We start from the raw sequence: 14,392 nt of genomic DNA on the forward strand, positions 1-14,392 counted from the left end.
CGCGCCGGATCCGGGGCACGTCCGCACCTCGCCGACCCTCACCGCGGGCGCGACTCCCCGCCGGGCCGCTTTTGTCACCCTCCGCTTCACCCGCACGCACGCGCATGGACCACTCGCTCCGCACGCGGGGCAGGAATGGCTCCGATGTTCGGGGACCCCCCCCGGTCAGGAGGACTGGTCGTCGGCGGGCGCGGGGAGGATCACCGTCACGGTCGTCCCGACGCCGAGCTCGCTCTCGAGGTACAGCGAACCGCCCTGCTCCTCCACGATGCTGCGGACGATGCCCATCCCCAGGCCCGTGCCCGGGATCGCGCTCTCGCGCGCGGTGCGCGCGCGGAAGTACGGGTCGAACACGCGTGACAGGTCGTCGGCGTGGATGCCGATCCCGGAGTCGGCGAAGCGCACGATGACATCGTCGGGGGACACCTCGGCGGAGACGCGGATGGTGCCGCCCGCGGGCGTGTACTTGATCGCGTTGCTCAGGATGTTGTCGAAGGCCTGGCGCAGGCGGAATCCGTCTCCCGCCACATCGGCGGTCGGGGGCAGCTCGTCGATGACGCTGACGCGCCGCGCGGCGGCCGCCGGGCGGAAGGACTCGAGGGAGGAGGCGATGATCCGACTCGCGTCGGCGGCGGCCGCCGCCACCGACTCGCGGAAGACGCCGCGGGAGGACGCGAGGATCTCGGAGATGAGCTTCTGCATCCGTTCCCCGGCCCCGGCGATGACCTCGAGCTGTTCACGCACCTTCGGGGGGAGGGTGGGATCGTCGAGGGCGAGATCGGCGTGGCCGACGATGGCGGTGAGAGGGTTCCGGAGTTCGTGCGACACGGTCGCCGCCAGACGTTCGCGGGCGCGCTCGGACTCGATCAGCGCCGTCACGTCGTGGACGATGAGCAGCGTGCCCTCCGGTTCGTCGGATGACACCAGGCGTCGCGTCGACACCGACAGCGCGCGCCACTCGCCGCGGGTGTCGAACAACCACATCCTCTCGTCGTCGAGATGCTCTCCCCGTGCCGCCCGGGCGAAGGGGCGTTCGTCGTCGGGGAGGGGCTCACCGCGCAGCGTGGAGTACTCCACCGCACGGCCGGGGCGCTGCGGGTCGTCGCGCTCGATGCCGTAGAGGGCGACGTAGGTGTCGTTGAGGGCGAGCACCTCGCCGTCCGCCGACAGTCGCGCGATACCGGTGTCGAGCCCGTTCAGCATCTGCGATACGCGACGCTCCTGACCCGAGACCCTCTGGAGGGTGCCCTGCAGGCGTCGCGCCTGCCGCCGCAGCAGTTGCTTGAACGCGCGGGTCTGTCGAGCGGACAGGTAGGCGGTGATGGCGATGAAGGTCATCGACAGCAGCACGACGAGCAGCCGCAGGGCGGAGGACGGCCCCGTGGCGTTCAGCGTGGCATCCAGGAGGACGATGACGGCGACCCCTGCGAGCGCTGCGACGAGGGACACGAGCGTGAAATGGGTGGCGATCCACATGATGGGGAAGACCCAGAAGAACCCGAAACGCAGGTCGGTGCCGACGCTCATGAGGCCGATGGCGATGATGTCGCCGAAGGGGATGACGGCGACGGCCGCGCGGGGGGCCCTGTGCCAGGGGACGATGATGGCGACGGCCGTGAGCGCGATCACGACGCCGACGCCCGCGGAGAACGGCCAGAAGGCGAACAGCGTCGGTTCGATCACCTGGACCAGCAGCACCGTGATCATGACACTCGCACCGAGGAGGAGCTGGAGGAGCCACACCGATCGCGTGCGCCCGCCCGGGCCGTCCGCGTCGTCGTCGCGCCCGCCGTCGTCCGAGGCAGGCGCCGAAGGGACGCTCCTCGGGGATGCCATGCCCCGAGCTTATCGACCGGGCTGGGGCGGCACCCCACGGATCGGCCACCGTCTCACGAGGTGTCGACGCGGGCGCGCCGTCCGATCAGTGGCCGCCCACCCTGCCGCGGCGCGCACGCGCACGACGGTGCTTCATGAGCGCGGAGAGACCGTCGACCGTCCGGATGACGGAGTGCTCGAACGACAGGTCGGGGATGTCGTCGTAATCGAGCAGGGGCATGCGACGGGCGAATGCGACTCGTACGGCCGACTCGACGGCATCCGTCGTCATCCCCTCGGGCGCGACGGCGAAGACGGTGTCGCGAGCGGGGACCCCGGTCGCCGCATCGAGGAGGGCGTCGTCGACGGCGCCCGCCATCGCGCGGACCATCTCGTCGCCCCGGGCGACGCTGTGCGCGGTGCGGATGAGGTCGATCTCGGGCAGCCGGACGACCGTGACCCGTGCGCTGCCGGCCGTCGCGATGAGGCGCGCGGCCTCGCGTCGGAGGGCCCCTCGATCGTGGGCACGCGTACCGGGCGACGGCCGGTCGTCGAGCTGCCGACCGATGCGGACCGCGCTCGCGGAGACGAGGGCGATGGCCACGGCGCTCACGATCGCCGTCGCCGCGGGGGAGACGACCCCCGGCTCGACGAGGGGCGCGGTCCCACTCACCACGACCACCCCGATGCGCGCGGCGTTGTAGCCGGCGTACAGGCCCAGGGTCCAGACCAGGAGGCGACTTCCCCGCAGGTCCCCGAGGGGACGGCGCGCCGACTCGACGGCGCCGAGGGACGCGAAGGCGACGAGCCCCACCGTTTTGAGCACGGTGGCTTCCTCGAGGGGGACGAGGAACGTCAGGCCGAGGAGGAAGATCCCGCCCGCGACGATGCCGATCGCGCCAACCGCGCGCCGACGGTTGAGGCGCCGGGCGCCGGCCCACACCATACCCACGGCCATCACGTTGGTGGCGTTCCCGCCGGCGGCGGCAGCCGTCCCGCCCCCCGCCGTCTCGAGGAAGTTCATCGCCCCGCACAACAGGGCGGCGAGCGCGGCCAGGCCGAAATAGGTGACCATCTCTGCTCGCGCGCCCCCGCGGTCGTCCCCGGTGCGGCCATGGGCGAAGAAGAGGATGGTCAGGGCCACACCGGCCGCGGTGATCGTCGACGCCAGTGCGAGAACGGTCACGCGGCGCTCGTCTCACCAGCGGCCGCCGGGCGTTCTTGCGCCGATCTTGAGGAGACGATGCCCGCGCACAGCGGGCACCTTGCGTCGGATCCCGCAGAGTGAACACCAGCCGCCCACGGACGGTCGCCCTCGCCGCGAGGGTGACGACGTCTTGCACGCTCGTTCGTCGTCGACTCCGATCGGGAGGACGACGAATGCCCGCCTTCGACCGCCCGAACAGTCGGAGGGGCGGATGCCTCGGCCCCGGAGGGGGCCGAGGCATCTGTTCTGCGCGGCGGCATCAGGACGCGGAGAACTCCGACGTCATCCGGTACCCGACGCCGCGGACGGTTTCGATGTAACGCGGGTTCGCCGGGTTGTCGCCGAGCTTGCGGCGCAGATTGGTCATGTGTGCCTCGATCGCGCGCTTGTCGGCGTCGCCTACGAAGTAACTCGTGACGTAGGACTCGCCCCGCAGGACCAGGGTGAGATCAGCCTTGCTGCGGACCCGCCGCTTGGACTCCATCAGGGCGGCGAGGAGGTCGAATTCCGTGCGGGTGAGATCGAGCTCGTCGCCCGCCATCCGAACGAGCCGGCTTTCGGGGTCGAGGTGCAGATCGCGGTGAGCGAGCCAGCCGGCATCCGGGGCGGGGACCTCGTCGTCGCGGAGCACCGTGGCGACGTCGGTCCGCGTGCTGATGAGGACGTCCGCCTCGGTGTCGGGGGCGGAGAGGGTCGGTTGGGCACCCTCCCGACCCGCGGCGGGCGCGGTCCCGCCGGACTCGCCGGCACGGGGTCGACGTAGGAGCGCTTCGATCCGGGCGCGGAGTTCGCGGGGACGGAACGGCTTGACCACGTATTCGTCGGCGCCGGCGCCGAGGCCCAGAACGACGTCCGCCTCCTCTTCGAGACCCGTCAGCATGATGATGTACGTATCGCTCTGCCGCCGGATGCGCCGCGCGGCTTCGAATCCGTCGATGCCCGGCATATTGACGTCGAGTGTCGTGATGAGCGGCTGATGGGCGACGACGGCGCGTACTCCGTCGATGCCGTTCCCTACGGAGACGGTCGCGAATCCCGCCGACTCGAGGACGTCGGCGAGGAGGTGGCGGATGTCGGGGTCGTCTTCGACGATGACCGCTGTTTTCGGCGGCTCTGCTGCGTCATTCATCTGCCCAACTCCTCCGCATTCGCGCTCGCGCGCCCGCGTTCTCCCCCGAGACGCGGTGTCGCAGTGCGACGAGCGCAATCTTGGCACATTTCCCGCCCCCGACCACGGGTGTGCGCGCGCGGGAACCACTCGCGCCGCCCCGGTTTCGGATGCGGACGTCCGCATCCGAAGCGATCCCGTCGTCGCGGGGACCTCCGCGCCGTGCGGAGCAGCTCCCTCTCGATCCGGCGCGTCCGGAGATGCGGGCGGCGGACGGGCCGACGGGCCCCCTCGACGGTGAGTACCGGGATGGCGGCGCGCCGCGTCCGGCCGCGCGCCAGATAGTTAACGACCCGAAGCGTATAGACTCGTGCGGTGGGAAAACTGGTTTACAACACGCTCGGTCACACATTCGACATCGAGGACCGGACGCTCTCCCACCTCCGCGTGGTCTTCATGAACAAGTTGCGCCGCAGCGAGTCGTTCATGTTCCACTTCCCGATGGGGGACGGAAGCGGCACGCGCTCCCTGTGGGTCTCGCCGTCGATCCCGCTCGTCTTCCACTTCTACGGCAGCAGACCGCCGCAGCTGAACCGCCGGTGGATCGAGGATCTGATGAACGAAGCGAGCACGCCCCAGGGGCTCAGCGTCACGCCCGAACCCGATGCCGACTCGGCGCCCGCGGGGTAGTCGCTCTCAGGCGCATTCCGCGTCGACGACCTCGCGCACGCGATCGAGGAACGCGGCCACCTGATCGGCCGCGTCGTGGGGCAACTCGGCGGCGAAGGCGCGGATCTGCGCCGTGACCGGATCGATGGCGTCGGGATCGGTTCCCCGGTCGAAAGGCACCACGAACTTGCTGCGCCGGTCGGTCGGGTTCGCGACGAAGGCGATGAGACCGCCGGCGTGCAGACGGTCGAGCATGCCCGTGACGGATGCCGCGGAGATGCCGAGGTACTGCGCGAGTTCGGAGGGCGTGACGGTGGCTCCCGCATCAGCTCGTTCGAGGATGTAGCGCATCGCTGCGCGCGCGTTCTCGCTCGGTCCGCAGTCGGACTGGCGTCGGCGGGCGAGCCGCGCCTCCGCGAGGCGGAGTCGCTCGACCGCTCGTGCAGCGGTCGTCGCGGCGTCGTCTTCGATCTCGATCGTCATACGTCTCCTCGAGGGTCAGCCACCCGTGCCGTCATTCTAGTTCGACCGCCGAGATGCTCGGTGGCGGAACGACATCGACCCGCGCACCCGTCGACTCAGCGCCGACCGGTGGCGTGACGGTGGGCGATGGCGGAGACCCACTGCATCCCGGGGCAAGGCGGGGCGTTTCGCCCGCGCATGCGTTCCCACGCCTCGAGGTAGATGCCCTCGAGCAGTGCGTCGGCCTGCTCGGCGACGCCGGTCACCGCCAACAGCACCGCGTACACGCGCGACGCCGTCGCATCGTAGAACGCGACGAAGGCCTCGCAGTCACCGGAGGCGGCACGCACGAGAAGGGCATCGAGATCGCCGTCGCGGGTCGCGGGGGACGCGGCGTCGGTCATGGTCACGGTGCACCTCCTTCTTCGAGTCCCAGTCAACCCGGGTCGGCGGAACGCGGCCCGGGGTTGCGGAATCCGGATGGGTGCCCTAGCGGTACGGCCCCGAAGCCTCGTCAAGCCCGCGGGGCGCGCCCACGGGGAGAACTAGCGTGACGGGCATGAGATCTGTCGTGCGTTGGACGCTGGCTGCAGCCATGGTGTTCGCCGGTACCGCCCACCTGACCTTCGCCCGCCGCGACTTCCAGGCGCAGGTCCCCGACGCCATCGTCGAGCGCGGCCCGCTGGACCGGGATGCCGTGGTCGTGGCATCCGGAGTCGTCGAGGCCGCCTTCGGTCTCGCGCTCGTGGCTCTGCCGCGGGAACGGCGCCGGATAGGTGCCGCCCTGGCGGCCTTCTTCATCGCGATCTTCCCCGGCAACGTCGATCAATGGCGCAAGCGCCGCTCGGCGTTCGGGCTCGACACCGACCGCAAGCGCCTGGTCCGCCTGTTCTTCCAGCCGCTGCTGGTGGCGGCGGCGTGGTGGTCGACACGCTGAGTACCGTGTCCGCCGTCGTCAGCCTGGAACTCGTGTTCGACGAGCCCTCGGATGCCGCGGTGCGCCGGGAATGGGACGCACTGGTCGCCGCAGATCTCCCGAGCCAGGCGCGCCACACCGGCGAGAGCAACCGCCCGCACATCACCCTGCTCGTGCGCCCGGAGCTCGCCGACGTCGATCTGTCCGCGCTCGCCGCGAGTCTGCCGCTGACGCTCGCTCTCGGGGCGCCGCTGCTCTTCGGGATCGGGCGGTCCCGGGTGATCGCGCGGTCGGTCGTCCCCTCGTTCGAGCTGCTGGAGGTCCACGACCGCGTGCACGCGCTCGCGGAGATGGGCGACGACGCCCCCCACACGAGGCCGGGCGCGTGGACGGCGCACGTCACCCTGGCGCGTCGCGTGCCGCTCGAGCGCGTCGGTGAGGCGCTGAAGGTGCTCGCCGAGGCGGGAGAGACGGAGCTCGCCGTCAGCGCGACAGGCGTGCGCCGATGGGATTCCGCGACCCGGACGGTATCGGACCCCGTCGGTCGTGGCACGCTGGAGACGTGCTGACCGACGACGCGCGCTCCTTCTTGAGCGAATACCACCTGGCCACCCTCTCGACCGTGGGGCGTTCGGGGAGAGTGCATTCCGTGCCGGTGGGCTTCACCTACGAAGACGGCGTCGTCCGCGTGATCGGTTCCCGCGGGACGCAGAAGTTCGTCAACGCCGCCCGCAGCGGACGGGCGTCGATCTGCTCCGTCGACGGCGGGCGCTGGATCAGCTTCGAGGGCCCGGCACGGGTGAGCGACGACGCGGATGCCGTGGCGCACGCCGTCGATCTGTACGCGGCGCGCTATCGCCAGCCTCGGGTCAACCCCGACCGCGTCGTCCTGGAGGTCGCGGTGGAACGCACCCTCGGTTCCGCTGCCCTACGCGCCTGACGGGCGTATCGTGGGGGGATGGCCCCCGTCACCTCGTCGATGCCCTCCGGGCGTGAGGGGGTCGTCGGCGCGCGGAGCGCCGGCGGCACAGGCGCCGTGCGCGCCGCCTCCTTCGCCGGGTGACCGGCGCCGACGTCCCGCTCCTCGGGCGGGCGTCGCCGATCGTGGTCGTTCGACGACCAGGTCTTCTCGTCCGCACGCTCTGCGGACACCGTGCCGCTCGCTGACCGCGGCGGCCCATCGACGGGAACATCATGCACGCCCTCTCCGCAACCACCCTCCGCGCCTCGTTCGTCAACGTCTCCACCCGTGAGCGCAGCGCCATCGTCATCCCCGCCGACATCGACGAGACCGAGTGGGATCGTCTCGACTACGTCGGGTGGCGCGACCCCAAGGCGCCGCTCCTCGGGTTCGCGGTGGCCGTGGTCGACGGCGAACCCGTCGGCCTGCAACTGCGCCAGACGGAGCAGCCCACCCGCTCGCGACCGCAGTGTTCTTGGTGCTCCGACATCACACTGCCCAACGACGTCGTGTTCTTCTCCGCCCGTCGCTCCGGGAAGGCCGGTCGCGCCGGCAACACGGTCGGCATCCTGGTGTGCTCGCGCTTCGAGTGCTCGCGCAACGTCCGCCGACTCGATCCGCCCGCCTACCTCGGGCACGATGCGGCAGCCGCGCGCGACCGCCGGATCGACGGGCTGCGGCAGCACGTGGACGCCTTCTTCCGCGATCTGCGCGACGGCGCCTAGACGCAGGGCGTGGTTCTGCGCGGGAGCTCCCGTCACGTCGCCGGGGGCTCCCGCGCAGGGATCTCGTCCCGCAGGAGGGTACGAGGCCTCAGCACGGGTGGGGGAGTTCCGCAGCCGTCCGCGTGCCCCGGACCGTCCACGCGGTCTCACCGGGACCCGCGAGGGATGCCCCCGGACGATCAGAGGGCGCGGAGCTTCTCGAGGAGCGGGGCGGCGACCTCGTCGACGAACTGCTGCTGCTTCTCGTCGCCGACCTGGACGATGGCGATGTCGGTGAAACCGGCGTCGATGAAGGGGCGGACGCTCTCGGCGAGCTCATCGAGGTCGGGGCCGCACGCGATGGACTCCGCGACGTCCTCCGGGCGCACGAACTGCGAGGCGCCGGCGAACCCGGCCGGAGTCGGCAGATCGGCGTTCACGGCCCACCCGCCGGCGAACCAGCGGAACTGATCGTGGGCGCGGGCGATCGCGGCATCCTTGTCGGGGTCCCAGCTGATGGGGATCTGCCCGATCTTGCGCGACTCGCCGTCGTGGTGTTCGTCCCAGCCCTGGACGATCTCGGCGTCGGGTTCCGTGGTGATCAGGTGGTCGCCGAGAGGTGCGAAGCGCGCGATGGAGTGCTCGCCCGATACGGCCACGCCGATCGGGACGCCGCCGTCGGGCGCATCCCACACCCGCGCCGAGTCGACGCGGAAGTACTCGCCGTCGTAGGTGACGAGGTCGCCGGTGTGCAGCGCCCGGATGATCTCGATGGCCTCCACGAGCATGTCCTGACGGGCGTGCACCGCCGGCCAGCCCTCGCCCACGACGTGCTCGTTGAGGTTCTCGCCCGAGCCGAGGCCGAGCGTGAACCGCCCCTCCGACAGCAGCTGCAGGGTCGCCGCCTTCTGGGCGACGACCGCGGGGTGATACCTGACCGTCGGGCACGTGACGTAGGTCATCAGCTCGACGTCCGAGGTCGCGTGCGCGACGGCACCGAGCACCGTCCAGGCGTAGGGCGCGTGGCCCTGGCTCGTCAACCAGGGGGAGTAGTGATCGCTGGAGACGAGGAAGTCGTAGCCGGCGCGTTCGGCACCGACGGCGTAGTCGACGAGCGCCCGGGGGCCGCTCTGCTCGGTCATGAGGGTGTAGCCGAATCGCGTCATGCCCGCCACGGTAGGCCGCGGCATCCGTCCGCTCACCGGGGTTGCGCGCCGACTGCGGATACGACAGCGGGCCCGCGGCGTCGCCGCGGGCCCGCTGGGTGAGGGTCAGTCCTCGGGAGCGTGGATGACCTTCTCGCCGTCGAACGTCTCGCGCTGCTTCGCCTCGCGGTCGTTGCGGGTCTTGCGCAGGCTCAGCCATGTCGCCACCGCAACGGTGGCCGCGATGAAGAGCAACGAGAACCAGATGGGGATCTCGGGAGCCCACAGCATCGGCTCGCCCCCGTTGATGAAGGGGAGCTCGTTGACGTGCATGGCGTGCAGCACCAGCTTCACGCCGATGAAGGCGAGGATGACGGCCAGCCCCTGTGCGAGGTAGACGAGGCGCTCCAGCAGGCCGCCGATGAGGAAGTACAGCTGGCGCAGACCCATCAGGGCGAAGGCGTTCGCGGTGAAGACGATGTAAGCCTCCTGCGTGAGCCCGTAGATGGCCGGGATCGAGTCGACCGCGAAGACGAGGTCGATGAAGCCGATCGCGATGATCACCAGGAGCATCGGGGTGACGAAGGTCTTGCCGCTCTTGCGGACGGTGAGCTTGTCGTCGTTGTACTCCTCGCTCACCGGGAGGATGCGACGCACGAACTGCATGAACTTGCCGTTGGCGGGGTCGCTGTCGCCGTGCGAGAACGCCTGCTTGTAGGCCAGGAAGAGCAGGAGGGCGCCGAAGATGTAGAAGATCCACGAGAAGTTCTCGATCAGCGCCGCGCCCACGGCGATGAACGCGCCGCGCATGATGAGGGCGATGACGATGCCGATCATCAGCACCTTCTGCTGGTACTTCTTCGGCACCGCGAACCCGGTCATGATGATGAGGAACACGAAGAGGTTGTCGATGGAGAGGGCCTTCTCGGTCAGGTAACCGGCGAAGTACTCACCGCCGTACGTCCACCCCGAGAAGACGCCCACCCCGACGCCGAACAGCAGTGCGAGGCCGATGTAGAACGCCGACCACCGGGCGGATTCACCGACGGTCGGTTCGTGGGGCTTTCGGACGTGAGCGAAGAACTCGAACACGAAGAACGCGATCGTGACCGCGATGGTGATGATCCAGACGAGGGGTGTGACGCCCAAGACGGCCTCCAAGGGAATTCGGTGTACAGCAAGACACCAAGGTCTCCTCCACCCGGCGAGATGGGCCGACGTCCCGGGTTCACGATGGCGTGGACCGTACTGACGAGATCGTCGCGGTGGGAGTACTCCCCTTGCTTCGCACGATTCTACGGGATGCCACGGGGGAGCGGGGACTGGACTGCGCTTCCCCGGCTGTGGTAGCGACCGGGGGCGCGCCCCCGCGCCCCCGGTCTCCCCCTACACCGGCACCGCGAACTCTCGGATCGTGATGCCGGAGAACCGCGCGGCGCCTCCGTCGGCGTAGAGCGAGATCCCGGTGTCGCCGTCGAGGAAGTGCACCTGCTGCGACAGCACCGTGTGCCCCGCGTTGACGAAGACCTCGACGCTCTGGCGGTCGACGAAGACGCGCAGGTGCACGGATCGGGCCGCGGTGTCGATCGGAGCCGCGGCGCGGGTGTAGGGCGTCAGCGCGTAGCCGGCGCGTTCGGAGGGCCCCCGATCGACGTACAGGTCGGAGCCGTACTTGCCGATGTTGGTGTGTCGAGAGCCGTCGGCGGAGCGACCGACCGAGACGCCGACGTTGGTGGCATCCGTCCACGAGATGTCGAGCTCGAGCTCGTAGGCCCGCCCGCTCCAGGGCAGCACGGCGCCGCCGTTCACGGTGCGATCGGGCAGGGTGAGCGTCGACGTGGCGCGCGAGGCGAGGGCGGCGACGGGGGCGCTCAAGAGGCTGTACCACCCACCGGACTGCCGGGCCAGGCGCAGCTCGCGCCCGATCGAGTTCTGGCCGTTGTAGGCGTCGGTGACGTCGGTGGGCACGTCGCGGGCGGCGTACTTCCAGTTGTTCATCCACCCGATCGCGAGGCGCTTCGTGTCGGGCGCCTCGATGCTCGGCCAGGTCACCGCGCCGTACCAGTCCCACCCCCAGTCGAGCCACTGCGGGGTGAGGTCGTCGGCGACGAAGCGCGTGCCGTTCCACGTGCCCGTCCAGTAGGCGTAGGTCATCGGGAGGCCCACCCCGTAGGCATCCATGCTGGCGCCCAGCACCCAGTGACCGGTGCCGTCGTCGGCCGTCATCTGGAACAGATCGGGGCACTCGATGCCGCCGAGCTGGGGGTTCGGGTAGTCGAAGTTGCTGCGCCAGCTCCACTGCCGCAGGTTCGACGAGGTGTAGAACCCGGCGTAGCGGGCACGGCCGAGGGCCATGACCCACTCGCCGCGCAGGGTGTCCCAGTGCACCTTCGGGTCGCGGCACCACTCGGCGTTGTCGATCTCGGCGGGAGTCTGCGCGGTGCGTCCGTCGGTGTTGACCAGCACGGGGTCGGGCAGCATCGTGAAGCTGTAGCCGCCGTCGGTGGAGAAGTACAGGTACTGCTCCTGATACCTGCGGATGCCGCCGGTCGGACGCGTCGCGAGCGCGATGACGGCTCCCGCGCCGAAGCCCGCGGTGTTCGCCGTGTCGACGACGAGGCATCCCGACCACACCGGAACGCCGTTCGTGAGCGGCATGACGGTGCCGTGGTGGGTGAAACCCACCCCGTCGGTGGTGGCGTGATCCCACCCCCCGGCGCCGTTGTTGACGTCGGAGTGCAGGTAGTACAGCTGGTACTGCCCGCCGGAGACGATCGGCCGCTGCGGGTCGCACAGCCACCCGGACGGGGGCGTCATGTGGAACACCGCGCGCTGGGAGGGGGCGGCCGCGTGGGCGGCCGGTGCGGCGGGAGAGACGAGGGCGAGGCCGAAGGCCCCGGCCCCGGCGCCCTGCAGGAGGGTGCGACGGGTGATCTCGAACGGCATGGTGCTACTCACTTCCTCGTGATCGGCGGGCGCGACGATGCGCCCGCCGGGTGGCCGGCGGTGGGGGGTGACGTCGGTCAGGCGGCCGCCGGAGCCGCGGGACCTTCCTGTGCGGTGCCGGCGGGCGCGCCGATGCGCACCGCCCCGACGCGCACGGCGGGGACGACGGAGGTCGCGGCGCTCGCCGAGACCGAGACGGGACCGGCGCCGAGGGTGACCAGGTGCGAGAGCACGGTGAGGCCGTCGTCGGCGAAGACCTCCAGCAGCGGCCCGTCGATCACGACAGTCAGGGCGCCCGTGGCGGGGTCGGCCAGCGGTGCGGAGCGCATACCGGCGAAGTCGGGGTGCAGGGCGTCGGCGGCGCGTCCCGTGCGCGAGACGGAGAGCGTGCGGGCGGCGGGGTCGTGGACGACTTCGACCGTGGCGTCGTCGTCTCCGTGGAGCCGGAGGCGGACGGTGCCCGCGGCGGCGGGGTCCCACCGCACGTCGATCACGGCGTGCGGCGCGATCCGCGGCGCGGAGGCGTCGAGTTCGTCGGACGGGGGCAGCACGGGGCCCTGCACGAGGTGGAGCGCGTCGCCGATGCGGCGCAGCCCGAGGGTCCGCGGGAGCGACATGGCCCCGCGCCACGGCGAGGAGGGGACGACGCGCGCGTAGCGCCAATTGCCCATCCACGCCAGCATCATGGCGGAGCCCCCGGGGGCGCTGTCGAAGGTCACTCCCGCGTAGCAGTCGCGGCCGTGGTCGAGCGGGCGCAGGTCGCCGTCGGGCGAATGGAAGACGCCGTCGACGAGGTCGCCCACGACGTAGTGCATCGCCGAACCCGCGGGGTCGGCGTCGTCTCCCACCGGGTTGGTGCTGAGCAGCAGCACCCACACGCGCTCGGTGGTCCCTTCCACCGGCAGACGCACGAGATCGGGGCACTCCCACACCACCCCCTCGGGACCGAGCGGGCCGAACGACCCCGTCTCGCGCCAGGTGGACAGGTCGTCGGAGGCGTAGAACACCACGCGCCGTTCCACCGCCTCGACCGCGAGCATCAGCCAGCCGCCGCCGGGCACGCGCACCACCTTGGGGTCGCGGAAGTCGGCGCTGCCGCGATCGATCACCGGGTTCGCGGCATCCATCGTCCACGAGAAACCGTCGTCCACGCTGGTCGCGCGTGACTGGGCCTGGATGCCGCGGTCGTACGCGCTCGTGTAGAACGCGCTGAGCGTGCCGTCGTCGCCCGCCACGATCGAGCCCGAGTAGATCTGCTCGCCTGGTCGGTGGCGCAGTGCCACGGGATGCTCGTCCCAGTGCAGGAGGTCGGGACTGGAGGCGTGGCCCCAGCTCATGTTGCCCCAGTCGTTGCCCTCGGGGTTGAACTGGAAGAAGGCGTGCCAGCGGTCGCCGGTGAACACCAGGCCGTTCGGGTCGTTCATCCAGTTGCGCGCGGGGGCGAGGTGGAACCGCGGACGGGGAAGGCTCATACGGACTCCCGGGGGATGGAGGGGCACGCGATCAGTTGCCGCGCACCGATGGCGGGGGATTCGAGGCCGAGCAGTGTCCGAACCCCCGCGGCTCCGAGCTCGTAGTGGGGGAGGGCCACGGTCGACAGCGGCGGCCTGAGGTGCGCGGCGATGACGTCCTGATTGTCGAAGCCGATGACGGCGACGTCGTCGGGGATGCGCAGGCCGCGCTCGCGCAAGCCGTCGTAGAGTCCCATGGCGACGCGGTCGTTGTGGCAGAAGACAGCCGTCGCCCCCGAGTCGATGACGGCGGCGGTCACGTCGTAGCCGCCCTCCTGCTGGGGGGAGGCCTCGAACACCAGCGCGTCGTCGCCCGCGACGCCCGCGGCCTCCAGCGCCGAGCGGTAGCCGGCGAGTCGACCGCTGCGCGCCGGCGACGGCGACGTGGTGTTCACGAAGGCGATCCGGCGATGCCCCGCGGCGAGCAGCTGTTCGGTCGCGGTGCGCCCGCCCTGCTCCTCGTCGGGGACGACGGCGGGGAATGCGTCGTCGGCGGCGAAGCAGTTCACCAGCACCGTCTCGGTGTGCTGCAGCGGCGGCGGCACCTCGATCTCGCGGTGGTACCAGGTGGAGTACAGGATGCCGCGCACCTGGTGCTCCAGCATCATCGCGATCGCGTCGTTCTCGGCGGCGGCGTTGCCCTCGGTGTTGGCCACCAGCAGCACGAAGCCGTGGCGCCACGCCTCGTCCTGGGCGCCGTGGATGATCTGCCCGGCGAAGGGCGTGGTGGCGATGGCATCCGCCACCAGACCGATGAAGCGCGAGCTGCCCTCCGACAGCGTCTTCGCCAGGGCGTTCGGGCGGTACCCGAGCGCCACGATGGCTTCCTGCACGCGGCGTCGGGCGTCGTCGCCGATGCGGGCACCGGGCTTGTCGTTGACGACGTGCGACACGGTCGCGACCGAGACGCCGGCGGCCTTGGCGACATCGCGCATGGTCGTGGTCATG

Annotated in this window: 15 protein-coding genes; 5 read left to right on the top strand and 10 right to left on the bottom strand. The window is 70.8% G+C overall.

The features are described 5' to 3' along the window. Positions 1–165 precede the first annotated feature (165 nt). The 3 genes from QRO03_RS13890 to QRO03_RS13900 form a co-directional block, all read right to left on the bottom strand. On the bottom strand, positions 166–1,836 hold the full coding sequence (locus QRO03_RS13890; protein WP_285138067.1) for an ATP-binding protein: 1,671 nt from the start codon (positions 1,834–1,836) through the stop codon (positions 166–168). An 85-nt stretch (positions 1,837–1,921) separates the two neighbouring features. Further along, positions 1,922–3,001 carry a hypothetical protein gene (locus QRO03_RS13895; protein ID WP_285138068.1) on the bottom strand — a complete coding sequence of 360 codons (1,080 nt, stop codon included), beginning with the start codon at positions 2,999–3,001 and terminating at the stop codon, positions 1,922–1,924. Between the two features lie 280 nt (positions 3,002–3,281). Beyond that, positions 3,282–4,151, bottom strand: coding sequence for a response regulator transcription factor (locus QRO03_RS13900; RefSeq protein ID WP_285138069.1), 870 nt, complete (start codon positions 4,149–4,151; stop codon positions 3,282–3,284). 354 nt (positions 4,152–4,505) lie between these two features. Between QRO03_RS13900 and QRO03_RS13905 the strand changes: the two genes are divergently transcribed. After that, positions 4,506–4,820: a DUF7882 family protein gene (locus tag QRO03_RS13905; protein ID WP_285138070.1), complete on the top strand. Its 315-nt coding sequence runs from the start codon at positions 4,506–4,508 to the stop codon at positions 4,818–4,820. Positions 4,821–4,826: 6 nt separating this feature from the next. Here the strand turns inward: QRO03_RS13905 and QRO03_RS13910 are convergent, their stop codons facing one another. Both QRO03_RS13910 and QRO03_RS13915 read right to left on the bottom strand, forming a co-directional pair. After that, positions 4,827–5,282, bottom strand: coding sequence for a MarR family transcriptional regulator (locus tag QRO03_RS13910; protein ID WP_285138071.1), 456 nt, complete (start codon positions 5,280–5,282; stop codon positions 4,827–4,829). Between the two features lie 95 nt (positions 5,283–5,377). Then, a complete protein-coding gene (locus QRO03_RS13915; RefSeq protein ID WP_285138072.1) occupies positions 5,378–5,671 on the bottom strand; it encodes a sigma-70 family RNA polymerase sigma factor in 294 nt (97 codons plus the stop codon). 149 nt (positions 5,672–5,820) lie between these two features. Here QRO03_RS13915 and QRO03_RS13920 point away from each other — a divergent pair, with 149 nt between their 5' ends. The 4 genes from QRO03_RS13920 to QRO03_RS13935 all read left to right on the top strand — a co-directional run bounded on the left by QRO03_RS13920 (position 5,821) and on the right by QRO03_RS13935 (position 7,863). Next, complete coding sequence (locus tag QRO03_RS13920; RefSeq protein WP_285138073.1) at positions 5,821–6,198, top strand: DoxX family protein; 378 nt, start codon at positions 5,821–5,823, stop codon at positions 6,196–6,198. Positions 6,199–6,203: 5 nt separating this feature from the next. Next, positions 6,204–6,746, top strand: a complete 543-nt coding sequence (locus QRO03_RS13925; RefSeq protein WP_285138074.1) for a 2'-5' RNA ligase family protein — start codon at positions 6,204–6,206, stop codon at positions 6,744–6,746. Then, complete coding sequence (locus QRO03_RS13930; RefSeq protein WP_285138075.1) at positions 6,740–7,117, top strand: PPOX class F420-dependent oxidoreductase; 378 nt, start codon at positions 6,740–6,742, stop codon at positions 7,115–7,117. The genes QRO03_RS13925 and QRO03_RS13930 overlap by 7 nt, the downstream gene beginning before the upstream one ends. Positions 7,118–7,371: 254 nt before the next feature. Continuing rightward, a complete protein-coding gene (locus QRO03_RS13935; protein ID WP_285138076.1) occupies positions 7,372–7,863 on the top strand; it encodes an FBP domain-containing protein in 492 nt (163 codons plus the stop codon). 179 nt (positions 7,864–8,042) lie between these two features. On the opposite strand, the gene QRO03_RS13940 is transcribed toward QRO03_RS13935, so the two are convergent. The 5 genes from QRO03_RS13940 to QRO03_RS13960 all read right to left on the bottom strand — a co-directional run bounded on the left by QRO03_RS13940 (position 8,043) and on the right by QRO03_RS13960 (position 14,391). Next, a complete protein-coding gene (locus QRO03_RS13940) occupies positions 8,043–9,008 on the bottom strand; it encodes an LLM class F420-dependent oxidoreductase (protein WP_285138077.1) in 966 nt (321 codons plus the stop codon). Between the two features lie 105 nt (positions 9,009–9,113). Beyond that, the gene (locus QRO03_RS13945; protein ID WP_285138078.1) at positions 9,114–10,136 is read right to left on the bottom strand and encodes a TerC family protein; all 1,023 of its coding nucleotides are present in this window, start codon (positions 10,134–10,136) and stop codon (positions 9,114–9,116) included. A gap of 237 nt (positions 10,137–10,373) precedes the next feature. Then, positions 10,374–11,933, bottom strand: coding sequence for a glycoside hydrolase family 32 protein (locus QRO03_RS13950; RefSeq protein WP_285138079.1), 1,560 nt, complete (start codon positions 11,931–11,933; stop codon positions 10,374–10,376). A 77-nt stretch (positions 11,934–12,010) separates the two neighbouring features. Then, positions 12,011–13,405 (bottom strand): glycoside hydrolase family 32 protein, encoded by a 1,395-nt coding sequence (locus QRO03_RS13955; protein WP_285138080.1) that lies wholly within the window; start codon positions 13,403–13,405, stop codon positions 12,011–12,013. Next, on the bottom strand, positions 13,402–14,391 hold the full coding sequence (locus QRO03_RS13960; protein WP_285138081.1) for a LacI family DNA-binding transcriptional regulator: 990 nt from the start codon (positions 14,389–14,391) through the stop codon (positions 13,402–13,404). Before QRO03_RS13960 ends, QRO03_RS13955 begins: the two co-directional genes overlap by 4 nt. Position 14,392 lies beyond the last annotated feature (1 nt).

Source organism: Microbacterium sp. lyk4-40-TSB-66, assembly GCF_030209475.1.
In the GTDB taxonomy this organism is placed as follows: Bacteria; Actinomycetota; Actinomycetes; order Actinomycetales; family Microbacteriaceae; genus Microbacterium.

Coding starts and splice junctions, on each gene's coding strand:
- QRO03_RS13890 (WP_285138067.1), bottom strand. CDS start 1,836: ATGGCATCCCCGAGGAGCGTCCCTTCGGCGCCTGCCTCGGACGACGGC.
- QRO03_RS13900 (WP_285138069.1), bottom strand. CDS start 4,151: ATGAATGACGCAGCAGAGCCGCCGAAAACAGCGGTCATCGTCGAAGAC.
- QRO03_RS13910 (WP_285138071.1), bottom strand. CDS start 5,282: ATGACGATCGAGATCGAAGACGACGCCGCGACGACCGCTGCACGAGCG.
- QRO03_RS13920 (WP_285138073.1), top strand. CDS start 5,821: ATGAGATCTGTCGTGCGTTGGACGCTGGCTGCAGCCATGGTGTTCGCC.
- QRO03_RS13935 (WP_285138076.1), top strand. CDS start 7,372: ATGCACGCCCTCTCCGCAACCACCCTCCGCGCCTCGTTCGTCAACGTC.
- QRO03_RS13940 (WP_285138077.1), bottom strand. CDS start 9,008: ATGACGCGATTCGGCTACACCCTCATGACCGAGCAGAGCGGCCCCCGG.
- QRO03_RS13950 (WP_285138079.1), bottom strand. CDS start 11,933: ATGCCGTTCGAGATCACCCGTCGCACCCTCCTGCAGGGCGCCGGGGCC.
- QRO03_RS13955 (WP_285138080.1), bottom strand. CDS start 13,405: ATGAGCCTTCCCCGTCCGCGGTTCCACCTCGCCCCCGCGCGCAACTGG.
- QRO03_RS13960 (WP_285138081.1), bottom strand. CDS start 14,391: ATGACCACGACCATGCGCGATGTCGCCAAGGCCGCCGGCGTCTCGGTC.